Genomic DNA, 15,183 nt, shown 5'->3' with positions numbered 1-15,183 from the left:
TTAGTTGCACCATCTTAAAAAAAAATCTATGATTTTTTAAGTTTAATATAAAAGTTCCGGTCTGCTTTGAAAGTATTTGCCGTTACGCCTTTGCCCAATTCAGCTGTTTTCCATTGAGTAGTTGGGTGGAGGAGGGAAAAGGTGTCTTCTTTTAGGCTTACCTTAACCGGCATATCAAAATTCTTTACATCGGCAAGCCATCTGTATGATAGTTTTGAGCCTACAATTTTATACTCTAAAGTTGGAATATTCGCATAACGAAGGTATTGGTCAAATACCTTATCCAGTTTTAAACCACTTTTCTTTGCTATATAATTCTCAACTTCTTGAGTGGTAACAGTTTTATGATAGAATGTTTTATTTAATCCCCTTAATATGCTTCTGAATTTCTCATCATTATTGATCAGCTGACGGATAATGTGGATCATGTTTGCACCTTTGTAATACATATCACCAGATCCTTCTTTATTGACATCATATTGTCCAATAATTGGAATATCGTTCTGGATGTTATGTCTTATCCCCACAACATAATCTGATGCAGCTTGTTTTCCATGTTCTGATTCTGTGAACAGGGTTTCAGAGTAGTTTGTGAAGGCTTCATGGATCCACATGTCGGCTATATCTTTTGAGGTGATATTGTTCCCAAACCATTCATGCCCGCTTTCGTGAACAATAATGAAGTCGAACTTTAAACCCCAGCCTGAGGCGGACAAGTCTTTTCCAAGGTAGCCCATTTTAAACTGATTACCATATGCAACGGCACTCTGATGCTCCATGCCAAGATGTGGTGCCTGAACAAGCTTATAGCCGTCTTCATAAAAAGGGTAGGGGCCAAACCAATGCTCAAAAGATTTTAGCATGGGTTTCACATCCGTATCCCAATGGGGATGGGCTTTTAAACTGTCCTCTTTAAGTGCCCAGTAATCAAGAGATAATTTGCCTTTTTCGCCCTGATACTGATCAGACCAATGCGCGTATTTGCCAATGTAAAAGGTTACGTTGTAGTTGTTTATTGGGTTGGCTACAAACCAGTTGTATTGCGTGTAGCCATCTGGTTTTTGAACAGTGCTTCTTAAGCGACCGTTTGAAATATCCTGAAGGTCTTTCGGTACAGTTATACTAATAAGCATGCTATCCACCTCATCGCTTTGATGGTCTTTGTTGGGCCACCAGCAGCTGGCGCCAAAGCCCTGACAGGCTACAGAAACCCATGGATTTCCAGACTTATCTTTGGTAAAGATAAAGCCTCCATCCCAGGGTGGGTTCTTTGCAATAACAGGATTGCCTGAATAATATACAGTAAAGCTTTCCTTAGCACCTTTTTTAATCTCAGTAGGGAAAGTTACAAATACTGCATTGAATTCTCTCTTGTAAGGAAGCTCGGTACCTTTAAATACAATTTTATCAACCTTAAGGTTATCGAACAGGTCAAATTGCAGTTTGCTGAAGTTTTGAGTAGCCGTAAATTTAAATTCATTGCTGCCGCTGATGAATTTGTTATCGATGTTAATTTTAACATCAAGGTGGTAGTAATTGATGTCGTAGCAGGTTCTTAACGGGGTAAGCGCACCTCTGAGGCTATCAGCCCTGAAAGATTTTTCGGCTCCGGTAAGTAATTGTGCCTTTGCAAAATTTATTGTACACAGTAACGCAATCGCACTGAATAATAGCTTCTTCATTAAATTATTGTTTTAGAACGGTTACGGTTAGTGAGGAAGAATTGTGTACATCGTGAAAAATGCGGTGTGTTGCCTTTTGGAAATCACTTGGCTCAGCCTGGTAAATATCCATGAATTTTTGAGGGTTTCTATCTGCTAATGGGAACCATGAATTTTGTATCTGTATCATAATCCTGTGACCTTTTTTGAAAGTGTGGGCAACATCAGGCAGGGCATAATTAACCTTGGTGATTTCGCCTGGATTGATGGCCTCAGGTTTCTCAAAGCTATTACGATATTTCCCACGCATAATCTCTCCGCGTACCAGCATTTGATAACCACCCATAATCAGGTTTTTTGGGTTTGTTGTGGGATTTGGAGTGTTTTCAGGATAAACATCAATTAGTTTTACCACATAATCTGCATCTGAGCCGGTTGTAGACACAACCAGATTGGCCAATACTGGTCCGGTTAGTGTGATATCCTCAGTTAACGTATCAGTTTGGTATACCTTAACATCAGGTCTGCGGGCAGCGAAGCGTTGGTCATCAATCATATATTCGCGCGTTCTTTTAGCTTGAACTCCATCCTGATAAGGAACTGGATTATTAGGGTCAGTTACGTATTCGTCCCAGCTATCTGTTCTCTTAACTTTTTCAAAGCTTAGTTTCCCATTGGGTTGCAAATACAGCGTTTTAGTTTCGGTATCTTTAGGCGGCCATGTACTAAACTTTTTCCATTCGTTGCTGCCAGTTACAAAGATGTTTGCTTCTGCGGCATTAAAATCACCCTGACCTTTAAGGTAGTGCTTAAAGAAAGGCAGCTCAAAGTTTTCCTGATAGTATGTGCTGGTTGGCTGTCCGAATTCAATATCACCAAAGCTGCTTCCGGTACTGCGTACCCAGCCACCATGGAACCATGGCCCCATAACCAGAATGTTATTTGCTTTTGGGTTTTGTTTCTCGATGCTTTTATAGGTTGCAAAGGTACCATAGGCATCTTCTGCATCAAAGAAACCACCAACAACCATAACGGCAGGTTTTACATTAACTAAATGCGGCTGGATGTTTCTTGCCTGCCAAAAGGTATCCAGATTAGGATGGGCAAATAAGTCATTCCAGAATTTAATGCTATCGGCAAAGTATTTATCTTTTAAGTTTTTAACTGATCCGGCTTCCAGGTAAAAACGATAGTTGTCTTGTATTGGAAATTCGAAACCTTTAGGTCCTTTGTCTGGAGTGATGGGCTGCGGTCTTGGAACACCGAATGTGCTCATAAAACTGAACGCGTCCATTAAAAACAGACTTCCATTGTGGTGAAAATCGTCGCCACGGAACCAATCGGTAACAGGGGCCTGTGGAGAAACAGCCTTTAAAGCAGGATGTGCTCCCGGTAAAGATGTGGTAGAGTAAAATCCTGGATAAGAAATGCCGTAGATACCAGCTGTGCCATTATTGTTTTCTATATTTTTTATAAGCCAATCAATGGTATCGTAGGTATCAGTGCTCTCATCAATGTCTTTTTTAGTTTTTTTGTTGGCTACCTGTGGTCTTATATCATCGAACGTACCCTCACTCATCCACTTGCCTCTCACATCCTGATAAACGAATATGAATCCTTCTCTCATCATTGCAGGGAAGTTGCCCAAACTGGTTTTGTATTTGTCTGCTCCGTAAGGTGCAACAGTGTATGGGGTTCTATTAATTAGAAAAGGGTACTTTTTTGTCTTATCTTTTGGGATATAGATTGAAGTAAATAATTTGACACCATCTCTCATGGTAATACTACGTTCAATCTTAGTGTAATTTTCTTTTACATATGCCGAATCGGATTGCTGTGCAAAAACAGCTGAAAATGTAAAAATGTGGATAGCAACAAGCCAAAGGAATTTAATACGGGCCATTATGGGTTAATAAGTTATAAATAGTAAATATAGTAAATGGAAATGTTTTAGGCTAATAAGTGTCAGATTTTGCCTCAGGTTTACTAACTTTGTTTAATAAAAAAAACCTTTAATATGCAATACGATGTAGTTGTAATTGGCTCGGGCCCGGGCGGTTATGTTGGAGCAATAAGATGTGCCCAATTAGGCCTAAAAACGGCAGTTATAGAAAAATATAAAACTTTTGGTGGAACCTGCTTAAATGTTGGTTGCATTCCATCTAAAGCATTGTTGGATTCTTCAGAGCATTATCATAATGCTGCTCATACTTTTAAAACCCATGGTATTGATCTTAAAGATTTAAAGGTTGACATGCCTCAGATGATTGCGCGCAAGAATGATGTGGTTGCTCAAAATACTGCAGGGATTCAATATCTTTTCAAGAAAAATAAAATTGACACATTTGAAGGTGTAGGTTCATTTGTTGATAAGAATACCATAAAAATTACCAATGCTGATGGTAAATCTGAGACGATAACTGCTAAAAATGTAATTATCGCATCGGGATCTAAACCAACAGCTCTTCCATTTTTACCTGTAGATAAAAAACGCATCATTACTTCAACTGAAGCTTTGACCATTACTGAAGTGCCTAAACAAATGATTGTTATTGGTGGTGGGGTAATTGGTTTGGAGTTAGGTTCTGTATATGCTCGTTTGGGTACTAAAGTATCAGTTGTTGAGTTTATGCCATCTATTATTGGTACTATGGATGCTGGTTTGGGCAAAGAACTACAACGGGTGTTAAAGAAATCTTTAGGGATGGAGTTTTACATGGGCCATAAAGTTACCGGTGCAACTACAAAGGGCAAAAAAGTTACTGTAACGGCTGATAATGCTAAAGGCGAACAAGTGAAACTTGAGGCTGATTACTGCATTGTTGCTGTAGGACGTACCGCTTATACTGCTGGCTTAGGTTTAGAAAACATTGGCATCACTACTGAAGAGAGAGGAAATAAAATTCCAGTTAACGAGCATCTTGAAACTTCGGTACCTGGAGTATATGCCATCGGCGATGTAATTAAAGGCGCTATGCTTGCGCATAAAGCAGAAGATGAAGGCGTTTATGTAGCAGAGAGATTAGCCGGACAAAAACCACATATCAACTATAACCTTATCCCTGGTGTTGTTTATACATGGCCTGAGGTTGCATCTGTAGGTTATACTGAAGAGCAATTAAAAGAAAAAGGTGTTCAATATAAAGCAGGTTCATTCCCTTTTAAAGCAAGTGGAAGAGCTAAAGCAAGTATGGATACTGATGGTTTTGTGAAAGTATTAGCGGATGCTAAAACCGACGAGATTCTTGGGGTTCATATGATTGGCCCTCGTGCTGCTGATATGATTGCTGAAGCGGTGGTTGCGATGGAATTCCGTGCTTCTGCTGAGGATATTGCAAGAATTTGTCACGCACACCCAACATACACCGAAGCCCTTAAAGAAGCGGCTATGGCAGCTACAGAAAACAGAGCAATACATATTTAATTGCAATGACATATTATAAAAGCAAAGGCCTTAGATTATTCTAAGGCCTTTGCTTTTAAAGCTGGATAGGTTTCGTATAAGACCTTTATGGCTATTTCAATAAGTCTTAAATTTTCTTCCTGATGGCCGTGCTGTACTTCTACATTTATGTAAGGAATATTTTTACTCATAGCATAAACGGATAAAGAACCATCATCAGGTGCTTCTGGAGATTGGAGTATTACATTTACCTTTTCTTGCTTTAAGCGATTAAATAATTTTAAGTCGGTTACTAGAATCAGATCATCATTATCCATTTCGAAATTGATGTACACAGAATCTGCAGCGCTTTCTAGCTCATAGCCCTCTAGATACGACGAAATACCAAACGCACCATCTCCATTATTATGTAAGGTGAAAATGTACCCAAGTTTTTTAGGATTGTAAAAGTCGAGAATCAGCTTGCCGGTTCGTTCTAGTTGCATTAGAACTTCATCATTATCTACATTTCCGTACTTTTCAAGGCCCATAATAATGCCTTCCTGCGTATAAATGCTGTTAGGATCTGTTTGGAAATTAAAGCCATCCTTTGCGAATTTAAAATTCCTTACACCGCCATACTGGCAATCAATGATGTTGCCCCCATTAAATTGTATGTATTCAAAAGCTGCTTTTACTCCAGTATCTTCATCATCATGTATAGCAAGGAAACTGATCTTTGGTTTCCCATAACTATATTTTACAAGATTGATGTTTAAATCATTTAATGCAATAGTACTTGTATCAGTCAACATTCCCTCAAAAACAGGAGGATGCTGTGCTTTTATCCCGAATGAAAAGCCGCATAACAGCAGCAGTAATATCATGTGTTTCAACATATTCCCTGTAAATACAACAAAACAATTATAATTGTTTTTAATTATTAAAACAAAAAGAGGAACTTTTCAGGGTTCCTCTTTTTATTATTATCTATTTGAAATACTACTCTGCAAGGTCATATTCCAGAACATCTTTATGTTCGTATGGCTCTTCCAATAATTCGTCTATTGTTTTGCCTTTTTTGTTAAAGCCTAATTTATCTAACATCATATCAAAAATCAGGTAAACAACCGGTACAACAATTAATGTTAAAAATAACGAACTGGTTAAACCACCTACAATAACCCAGGCCAGTCCATTTTTCCATTCCGCACCGGCACCACTTGCAAGGGCAATTGGAAGCATACCAAAGATCATGGCTATGGTTGTCATTAAAATTGGACGCAAACGTGCATGGTTAGCTAAAATTAATGCTTCTATTGTAGACTTTCCCTCTGCTTTCATGTGATTGGTAAAATCGACTAGTATAATCGCATTCTTCGCCACCAAACCCATTAGCATAATTAAACCTAAAATGGTGAAAATACCGATAGAGTTATTTGTTAAAGCAAGCGCCAGAAAGGCACCGATTAACGCAAGTGGGAGAGAGAACATTACCACTAAAGGATAAACAAAACTATCATATAGCGCCACCATAATTAAATAAACTAGAATAACAGAAGCGAGTAAGGCAATACCCAGGGTACCAAAGCCTTCGGACTGATTCTCCTGGTCTCCTGCCCATGCATAACTTACACCTATAGGGGCTTTTAACTTTCCATTTTTTTGCATTTGTTCCAGTTTTGTCTGAAATTCAGCAACAACAGTTCCTGTAGGTCTACCAATAGATTGTGCTTTAACAGATACTGAGGTCGATTTATTTAAACGCTCTAACTGACTTGGTCCGGAACCTTCGGTAATTGATGCAAACTGCGAGAGTTTAATTTGCTCGCCATTAGCGTTTACAAAGATAAGGTTACGTACATCGTCAACATTTTTTCTGTTGAAATCCTGGTATTGGATATTAATGTCATATTCGTATTCACCTTTTCTGTATTTACCATCTGTGTTGCCAGCAAAGGCAGTTTGCATGGTAGAACCTACCGTTTGCAATGTTAAGCCCAAAGCCGACATTTTATCACGATCAACCTGAACGTTAATTTCGGGAGTTCCTTTTTCTACAGATAATTTGATCTCCGTTGCACCTGGGATCGTTGCAAGTACTTTTTGGGCACCTTCTGCATATTTTAATGCACTATCCAGGTCAGAACCCATTACTACTAATTGTATCGGAGCATTTTCTGCAATACCCAAAATACTAATTGGTACAGTTTTAACCTTAGCACCTACCAATTCTTTAGCAAGTGCACGGCTCATTTTGGTTGCGAAAATGTCTGACGAGACACCCTCGCGCTCATTACGCTCAACCAGCTTTACATTGATCTCCGATTTATAGGCTGTTGCCTGAGTTCCACCGAAATCTCCACTGGCTTGACCAACAGTAGTAATTAGCTGAGTAATTTCCGGCTGTTTGTCCAAAAATGCTTCCGCTTTTTGTGTGTAAAAGTTAGTTTGTTCCAGAGGTGCATCTTTTGGCAATTCAATTTGAATTAAAAACTCACCTTTATCAGATTTAGGGAAAAACTCAGAACCAATAAAACCAGCTCCAGCTAACCACATTGCCCCTACAAACAGTACCACAACGGCTGCGATGGTGCGTCTTTTATGATTTAACGACCAGGTCAAGATGTTTGTAACCCATAATGTGAATTTTTTTAATTGTTTTTCAAACCAAAGGATAAAACGGCCAAATATGTTTTTGCCTTCAATATGTTCTAATTTACCGTATCTAGAGAAAAGGAGAGGTACAATGGTAAATGAAGCAACCAACGAAAGTAATGTTGCAATAATTACAACCACACAGAACTGACGTAGAATGTTCGACACAAGACCTGTACTAATGGCGATAGGGAAAAACACAACCACAATTACCAGGGTAATGGATACAACTGTAAAACCAATTTCTCTTGTCGCATCAGAAGCTGCTCTTACTTTATTTTTACCCATCTCCATGTGTCGCTGGATGTTTTCCAGAACCACAATCGCGTCATCCACAAGGATACCTACCACGAGCGACAAACCTAATAATGACATCAGGTTCAAGGTAAAGCCAAATAAACTTATACCAATAAATGTTGCAATTAATGATGCCGGAATGGATACCATTACAATTAATGCATTACGTAAACTATGCAGGAAGAATAGCATTACAAATGCTACCAGTACAACTGCCAGAATTAAATCGTGAATAACGGCATCTGCAGATTCTAAAGTGAAGATGGAGCTGTCGTTAACAATTTTAATGTTGAGTTTATTAGCGGCGTATTCTACTTTTAATTTCTCTATAATTTTATGTACACCTTTACTTACTTCTACCGCATTTGCATCACTCTGTTTAATAATTTGGATGGCAATAGCACCTTTTCTATCAATACGAGCAAGCTTTTCGGTTTCTTTTTGAGAATCTTGTACATCGGCAACGTCACCCAAACGAATTTGAGCGCCAGCTTTTGATGTTGTTAAAACAAGGTTTCTTAACTCCTCAAGGTTTCTGTATTTTCCAGATAAACGGATCAAAACATCCTGATTCTCTGTTTTAACACTTCCGGTAGGGAAGTCTAAGTTTGAGCTTAAAATCATTTGTTGTACCTGAGGCACAGAAAGATTATAGCCCTGTAATTTATCTGCATCTAAAGAAACCTGGATTTCTCTTTCAGATCCACCAATTAGGTTAACCTGAGCAATCCCGCTTACTCTGGAAATAACCGGAGCAATCCTTTGGTCAATTAAATCATAAAAGCTAATATCATCCATATCTGCAGAGGCCGACATGGTGATAACCGGTAAATCATCTAATGAGAATTTACTTAATGAGGGTGTTTTCACATCCTCAGGTAAATCTGAAAGGATGGCATTTACCTTACGTTGAGCATCATTTAATGAAATATCAATGTTGGCTGCATCAGTTAAAGTAATCGTAACTGTTGATAAACTCTCAAATGATACCGAGTTTATTTTTTTGATATTTTCCATTGATGATACCGCATCCTCAATTTTCTTAGTTACGGTATTTTCTACCTCAGCGGGTGAAGCTCCAGGATAAATGGTTGAAATAGATACTACGTTGTTTGAGAATTTTGGTAATAACTCATAGCCCAACGAAAAGTAACTTAATAGCCCTAATAGAGTAAGTGCAGTAAATACTACAATTACCAGGGAGGGCCTTTTTATCGATATGTCTGTTATCTTCATTTTCTTTTTTTATTGCGTATTGCGACTGGCATATCGCGATCATTAACTGCCGGGATTGACCTATTTTACTATGCTGACAGGAGTACCTTCAGCCAAGTTAATCTGTCCGCTTGTAATTACAGTTTCTCCTTCGTTTAGTCCGTCAAGGATTTCAACAAAATCACCTAAAATACGGCCAGCAACTACTTTACGAATTTTAGAAGTGTTATTTGATTTATCTAACATAAATACCTGGTTGCTACTTACACTACCCACAAAAGAAGTACGCGGGATTAAAATGCTTGGCGCTTGCTTAGGGAAGTTAAATACCGCTGTTCCATACATACCTGCTTTTAGGCTGTTTTTGGTATTGTTGTCTACTTCAATTTCAATCGGGAAGTTTAAAGTCGCATCAGCTTTTGCTGCAATGAATGTAACCTTGCCATTGAATTTTTCTGTTGGGAAAACAGAAGATTTGATGTCAATTTTATCACCGATTTTTAGATTAGCAACTTGTGATTCGTTAACGTTTACTCTTAACTTTAATTTAGAAACATCTACAATTTCAAATAACTGAGTTCCTTGTGTGTTTACAAACGCTCCAACTTCAATGTATCTTTTATTAATTATACCATTGATAGGCGATTTAAGATTTGCATCGCTTACTTTGCGCTGTGAAGCTTGCAGGCGTAATTTTGCGTTTTGAGTTGTTAATTTAGCCTGATCTAACTGCTGTTGTGTTACACCACCAGTTTCGTAAGAACTCTTGTATCTGGCCTCATCTCTCAATGCATTTTGATAGTTTGCTTCTGCAGTTTCTTTGTCGGTATTGATAATTTCAGCGTCAACACGAGCTAGAATTTGTCCTTTGGTTACGCGATCACCTTCATCAACATAAATTTTGCTTACCCTGCCAGCATTTTCTGAAAGGAAGTTTAATTCTTGTTTAGGCACAAAGTTTCCATTGGCAGCAAAATCCAGATCAACTACTTTCTTATCTACATTTGCAATTCGAACAGCAACAGCACCACCGCCTTCTGCAATAAAGGCTGTTTTTGCTTCGTTTTTCTTCTTATTGTTGCTTAAAACATAAGCTATTGCGCCAAGGGCGACAACGATTATAACAATTATAATAATTACTCTTTTCATTTCTATTTTGCTAGCGATTTAATATTTCCGTTCGATTTGATTAATTGTATTTCGGCTATTTTGTAATTCAATAGCGCCTGGATGTAGCTGTTTTGAGCTTCAGTAAGTGAATTTTCTGTGTCCAGTAGATCAGTTAGGTTCGCCAAACCATTGTTGTAATTGTTTTGCGTACTTCTGTAAATCTCATCTGCCAGTTCTGCATTTTTCTTTTGTGCATTAATTGTGTTTAAGTTATTGCGCAACTGAATTTTAGCATTCTCATAAGCCAAGTTTAATGAGTTTGTTGACTCTCTTCTGTCCTCTTTTGCTTTCTTAATATCTACGTCGGCCTGGCGTACCTTTGAACGAGTCAGGAATCCGTTGAAAATTGGTATTTTTAAGGTTAGACCCACAGCTGAGGAACCATAACCAATAGCCTTACTGCTTGTCTTTAAGAAGTCGAAACCTTGATTTTGACTGGAGTAAGTGTAGTTTCCACTTAAAGATAAGTTAGGATAATACTCTGCTACGTAAGCCTTACGCTGCAGCGATAAAAGTTTGTCCTGAATATCCAAAAGTTTAATTTCTGTTCTGTTGTCTAAAGAAATAGAATCTGCAAGTTCAGGTAATTGGGTTACTTCAGTAAGTTCTGTTTTAGGCAATGTAATGCTGGTGCTTACTGGCATTCCCATTGAAAATTTCAACTGGTTTTCCAATTGTGTAATAGCATTTAAAGTTTGCGAACGCTGTGTTTCCAAATTGGTAAGGTTAACCTTGATACGATCAACGTCAATTTTTTTAGCCAAACCATTTTTGTGCTGATTGGAAATGATATTTTCAATAACTTTTACATTCTTAATGTTGGTGTCGATTACATTCATTTGCTGTCTGTTTACCAACACCTGATAATAATTGCCTGCAACTAATTCTATTAACTGCTCTTCTGTAAGCTGGGCAGTAAGATTATAATACTCCTCACTGGATCTTGCAGCCTGTAAGCCTGTAAAAACCTGTTGATTGAATAGTTGTTGTGAAAGTTGGACTCCCGCAGATGAATTCCATTTTTGACCGAATTTAAGCGTCTGTAATTGTCCTCCAAAATCAACCACCTGCTGGCCGATTATAGGATTGTAAGTTAAGCCTGTATTACCTGTAATTTGTGGTAAAGCCTGAGCCCTAACTTCCTGGGTTTTATATTTTCCCCCATCAATATCAAGTTTTGCTTTTCGCACATTTGCGCTATTCTGGATGGCGTAATTTAACGCATCTTTTAAGCTAAGCGTTTGTTGTGCACTAACCGTATTTGATAATACCAAACCCAGTAATAATAGTGGGATTGTTTTTATCTGTTTAATAATAGTGTTCATATAATATAATTAGTCGTCTGTTTATTTTAATCCTTTAAGGAAGATATTCGAGAGGTTTATTTGTTTTTCAAGCATTGCCTTCATTTCTTTTTTACTTGGGAACAGCTCCTTGTTGCCATGTAAAATACATAGAGAGGTTATTCCTGCTAAACTCTCAAGATACAATTCTGCAATTTTGTCAGCATCGTCTTTGGCAAGTTCCCCTCTGTCCATTGCTGCTCTGAAGATATCGGCATGGAAATGTTCATTTTTCAATTTCATTTTCATGAAATGTTCTCTTAATTCATCAGAATTTAAGGATGAATCCGGGCTGCCTCCAGATAAGTGAAGCATATAGTACTTCTGAAAGAAGCGGTGTTTAACTTCAATAAAGCCAGTTAAGCGTTCTTCAATAGACATCTCGGTTGATTTGTCTTTTTCGATAATTTCAAAATAATCAGAGAATATCTTATCAATAACACCAAATACCAAACTGTTTTTATCTGGGAAATAATAGTATAATGAAGGTTTTGATACTGATAGATCCTCAGCGATCTCATTCATCGTGGTTTTGTTAATACCATAGTGAATAAAACGTTTAATAGCCCCCTCAATTATAGCATCCCTTTTTTTATCAATTTCTACCATTTTACTTTTCTACTTTTTGACTTTTTTAATTCAACAGTCAAAAATACTGCCATTATTTTACTTGAAGAATTTTAGCGTTAAAATCTCATTAAACTGACAAAATGATGACAAAAAGAGGATGGTCTATAAAGAAAGCTGTGGTTGACAGTCTTTTACAGATGTAAGAATTGTGATGTGAAGATGGAGGTTATCAGGTTATTTGGCCTTTAAACCAGCCAGGAAAATCTCTGCAAGCATTTTCTCTTTTGCAAAAATTTGCTTGAACTGTTCTTTTCCGGGGAACATAATTTTATCTCTGCTCAGAATATTAAAGTGGATTCCCGACAGTGCATCGATAAATATATCAGTAGCTAATTTAGGATCTTCCATCGCTAATTCACCGCTCGCTATTCCTCTGCTAAAAAGAGAGCCGATGATAATTGCCTCGAAGGTTCGGGCCCTTTGGAATTTTTCATAAAGACCTTCTGGTAGTTCTGTGCTGATTACCTGGTTCGACTCAAATAAATTATAGTATTTCTGAATGTAACCCTGACGTTTTTGAAGTAATTTAAGGACACCCTCGGTAGCAGTTGTGGTTTTATMAATAGACTTAACAAGGTCTCTGCTCATGATTTGCATAAGGTGTTCGATAGAGCTTACGTACAAGCTTAACTTATCAGGAAAATAATAATAAAGAAGAGCTTTTGAAAAAGAAATGTCTTTGGCAATTTCTGTCATTGTGGTTTTTGATAATCCATAATGAGCAAACCTTTTTAACGCAGCTTCAATAATTAAAATTCTTTTCTTATCCTGATTTTCCATACAAATATTAGTGTTCTCCCTTACTGTTCTTGAACTTACCTCAACGCCCTATAATCGTATAATGTGCCTGTTGCGGTAAAATTTCATGAAAAATAGTCAAAATTTTTAAATATTGATTTTAACATGTTTATTACAGGGCTTATCAATTACATTTGTAGTGTTTACTTAATCTGTTGAAACCTGTATGTTGGACGTGCAAAAGAATAAATCATTAAAACCTTACAATACATTTAGTATATCTGTAGATGCAAACTATTTTGCCGAAATCCTTTCTGAACAAGACCTTAAGGATGTATTGAAATCGGAGCTTATTAAGCAGCAGAATTTATTGGTTTTAGGTGGGGGGAGCAATGTATTGTTTACAAAAGATTTTAATGGCCTGGTGGTTAAAATTAGTATACCGGGGATTTCAAGTGTTGAAGAGGGGGATGATATTATTGTGACAGCTGGGGCAGGAGTAGTTTGGAATGATCTTGTAAAGTACTGTGTTTTAAATGGTTTTGCTGGTATAGAAAACCTTAGCCTTATTCCGGGAACTGTGGGAGCATCGCCGATACAAAACATAGGTGCTTACGGAGTAGAGTTAAAAGATGTTTTTAAATCTTGTGTGGCTTATGAAATAACTACCTCTGAAAAGAGGATCTTCAATTTTGAAGATTGTCATTTTGGATATAGAGATAGTGTTTTTAAAAATGAACTGAAAGGTCAGTATATAATTACATCTGTTAGTTTTAGATTAACTAAATCTGCAAAGATTAATACCCAATATGGAGCTATACAGGAAGAGTTAAATCGTAAAGGCATTGCTGTTCCCACAATTGCAGATATTTCAAATGTTGTTTCTGAAATAAGGGTTGCCAAGCTGCCTGATCCTTCTACAATTGGTAATGCCGGAAGCTTCTTTAAAAACCCGGTTATTACCTGGGTTGAATTTGAAAAAGTTAAATCTGAACATCCGAATGTGGTTCATTATCCGGCTCCAGATGGTAAAATAAAACTTGCAGCAGGCTGGTTAATAGAACAATGTGGATTTAAGGGGATTGTTGTAGGACAAACAGGAACATGGAAGAATCAGGCATTGGTTTTGGTTAATCATGGCGCTGCTACCGGGACGGAAGTGTATAGTTTTTCAGAACAAATTATAAATGATGTGAATGCCAAGTTTGGCGTTCAATTAGAAAGAGAAGTAAATATTCTGTGACAACGTTCCATTCGATACTGTAGGCATCGAAAATTAATTTCATAACATGGATATCTATTTTTTGGTACATATGTTGTATATGTTTTGGAGAGTAAGATTAAACAAACTGGTGAGCGCCACTCATAAAACTCTGTTTGTTTGCTTTTTTAACCCAAAACTTAAAACATTATGACAAAAAATGAATTCAACCTCAAATTAAATGACCACTCGGTCTCTTTACAGTCATTCGCTTTAAATTTTACAAAAGATATTGAAGATGCAAACGACTTGGTGCAGGATACTATGTTGAAGGCTGTAACTTACTATAGTAAGTTTAAAGAAGGAACAAATCTTAAAGGATGGTTGTTTACCATTATGAAAAACACCTTTATTAATAATTATCGCCGTTTGGTAAAAACAAACGCATTAATTACGAAATCGGATGATATTTCTTCGGCAAATCTTCATTACAGCGCTTCTAGAAATACCAGCGACAGTAAGTTTGTAATAGGCGACATTAATAAAGCTTTGGCTACTTTGCAACCGGAGTATCATATTCCATTTGTTAAGTATTTTGAGGGGTATAAATACCATGAAATTGCTGAAATGCTGAATATTCCAATTGGTACAGTAAAAACAAGAATACACGTTGCCCGTCAGATTTTAAAGAAATATTTAAAAACCTATTCTAAGGACGTACTTGGAGCAGAGATTGTTTAAAAATTTAATCCATAAAAAAGGGGCGCATTTATGCACGAATGGTCGGAAGAAATTCCGGCCATTTTTTATGTTTTGAAAAACAGACCAGGGTCACCGCCACACTGCACCACAATCAAGGCTATAGCTAAGTCTCTCACCTCCATTGCG

At 37.3% G+C, this 15,183-nt stretch carries 11 protein-coding genes; 3 read left to right on the top strand and 8 right to left on the bottom strand.

The genetic code is table 11. The annotated features are described in order from the left end of the window. Window positions 1-26 precede the first annotated feature (26 nt). Together AC1DDK_RS24260 and AC1DDK_RS24255 are read right to left on the bottom strand one after the other, a co-directional pair. A complete protein-coding gene (locus tag AC1DDK_RS24260) occupies window positions 27-1,682 on the bottom strand; it encodes a M1 family metallopeptidase (RefSeq protein ID WP_172660469.1) in 1,656 nt (551 codons plus the stop codon). A 4-nt stretch (window positions 1,683-1,686) separates the two neighbouring features. Continuing rightward, a complete protein-coding gene (locus tag AC1DDK_RS24255) occupies window positions 1,687-3,564 on the bottom strand; it encodes a CocE/NonD family hydrolase (RefSeq protein WP_172660470.1) in 1,878 nt (625 codons plus the stop codon). Window positions 3,565-3,678: 114 nt separating this feature from the next. On the opposite strand from AC1DDK_RS24255, the gene lpdA reads away from it, so the two are divergent. After that, the gene (gene lpdA, locus AC1DDK_RS24250) at window positions 3,679-5,085 is read left to right on the top strand and encodes a dihydrolipoyl dehydrogenase (protein ID WP_172660471.1); all 1,407 of its coding nucleotides are present in this window, start codon (window positions 3,679-3,681) and stop codon (window positions 5,083-5,085) included. Window positions 5,086-5,120: 35 nt separating this feature from the next. Here the strand turns inward: lpdA and AC1DDK_RS24245 are convergent, their stop codons facing one another. The 6 genes from AC1DDK_RS24245 to AC1DDK_RS24220 all read right to left on the bottom strand — a co-directional run bounded on the left by AC1DDK_RS24245 (window position 5,121) and on the right by AC1DDK_RS24220 (window position 13,136). Then, window positions 5,121-5,930 carry a hypothetical protein gene (locus tag AC1DDK_RS24245; protein WP_337718248.1) on the bottom strand — a complete coding sequence of 270 codons (810 nt, stop codon included), beginning with the start codon at window positions 5,928-5,930 and terminating at the stop codon, window positions 5,121-5,123. A gap of 115 nt (window positions 5,931-6,045) precedes the next feature. Next, the gene (locus AC1DDK_RS24240) at window positions 6,046-9,234 is read right to left on the bottom strand and encodes an efflux RND transporter permease subunit (protein WP_172660473.1); all 3,189 of its coding nucleotides are present in this window, start codon (window positions 9,232-9,234) and stop codon (window positions 6,046-6,048) included. 60 nt (window positions 9,235-9,294) lie between these two features. Beyond that, window positions 9,295-10,362 carry an efflux RND transporter periplasmic adaptor subunit gene (locus tag AC1DDK_RS24235; protein ID WP_172660474.1) on the bottom strand — a complete coding sequence of 356 codons (1,068 nt, stop codon included), beginning with the start codon at window positions 10,360-10,362 and terminating at the stop codon, window positions 9,295-9,297. A gap of 2 nt (window positions 10,363-10,364) precedes the next feature. Further along, window positions 10,365-11,708: a TolC family protein gene (locus AC1DDK_RS24230; protein ID WP_172660475.1), complete on the bottom strand. Its 1,344-nt coding sequence runs from the start codon at window positions 11,706-11,708 to the stop codon at window positions 10,365-10,367. A gap of 21 nt (window positions 11,709-11,729) precedes the next feature. Beyond that, complete coding sequence (locus tag AC1DDK_RS24225; RefSeq protein WP_172660476.1) at window positions 11,730-12,335, bottom strand: TetR/AcrR family transcriptional regulator; 606 nt, start codon at window positions 12,333-12,335, stop codon at window positions 11,730-11,732. Between the two features lie 195 nt (window positions 12,336-12,530). Beyond that, on the bottom strand, window positions 12,531-13,136 hold the full coding sequence (locus tag AC1DDK_RS24220; protein ID WP_477634123.1) for a TetR/AcrR family transcriptional regulator: 606 nt from the start codon (window positions 13,134-13,136) through the stop codon (window positions 12,531-12,533). Window positions 13,137-13,320: 184 nt separating this feature from the next. Between AC1DDK_RS24220 and murB the strand changes: the two genes are divergently transcribed. Continuing rightward, window positions 13,321-14,337, top strand: a complete 1,017-nt coding sequence (gene murB, locus AC1DDK_RS24215; protein WP_172660478.1) for a UDP-N-acetylmuramate dehydrogenase — start codon at window positions 13,321-13,323, stop codon at window positions 14,335-14,337. A 168-nt stretch (window positions 14,338-14,505) separates the two neighbouring features. Further along, on the top strand, window positions 14,506-15,036 hold the full coding sequence (locus tag AC1DDK_RS24210) for an RNA polymerase sigma factor (protein WP_048906458.1): 531 nt from the start codon (window positions 14,506-14,508) through the stop codon (window positions 15,034-15,036). The last annotated feature ends 147 nt before the right edge of the window (window positions 15,037-15,183 follow it).

Source organism: Pedobacter sp. 05T44, assembly GCF_056395985.1.
The sequence above is the reverse complement of the archived record's forward strand: the minus strand, read 5'-3'. Positions and strand labels throughout refer to the sequence as shown.

What these genes read in the sequence shown, in the direction of transcription:
- AC1DDK_RS24260 (WP_172660469.1), bottom strand. Translation starts at nt 1,682, where the DNA reads ATGAAGAAGCTATTATTCAGTGCGATTGCGTTACTGTGTACAATAAAT.
- AC1DDK_RS24255 (WP_172660470.1), bottom strand. Translation starts at nt 3,564, where the DNA reads ATGGCCCGTATTAAATTCCTTTGGCTTGTTGCTATCCACATTTTTACA.
- lpdA (WP_172660471.1), top strand. Translation starts at nt 3,679, where the DNA reads ATGCAATACGATGTAGTTGTAATTGGCTCGGGCCCGGGCGGTTATGTT.
- AC1DDK_RS24245 (WP_337718248.1), bottom strand. Translation starts at nt 5,930, where the DNA reads ATGATATTACTGCTGCTGTTATGCGGCTTTTCATTCGGGATAAAAGCA.
- AC1DDK_RS24240 (WP_172660473.1), bottom strand. Translation starts at nt 9,234, where the DNA reads ATGAAGATAACAGACATATCGATAAAAAGGCCCTCCCTGGTAATTGTA.
- AC1DDK_RS24235 (WP_172660474.1), bottom strand. Translation starts at nt 10,362, where the DNA reads ATGAAAAGAGTAATTATTATAATTGTTATAATCGTTGTCGCCCTTGGC.
- AC1DDK_RS24230 (WP_172660475.1), bottom strand. Translation starts at nt 11,708, where the DNA reads ATGAACACTATTATTAAACAGATAAAAACAATCCCACTATTATTACTG.
- AC1DDK_RS24225 (WP_172660476.1), bottom strand. Translation starts at nt 12,335, where the DNA reads ATGGTAGAAATTGATAAAAAAAGGGATGCTATAATTGAGGGGGCTATT.
- murB (WP_172660478.1), top strand. Translation starts at nt 13,321, where the DNA reads ATGTTGGACGTGCAAAAGAATAAATCATTAAAACCTTACAATACATTT.
- AC1DDK_RS24210 (WP_048906458.1), top strand. Translation starts at nt 14,506, where the DNA reads ATGACAAAAAATGAATTCAACCTCAAATTAAATGACCACTCGGTCTCT.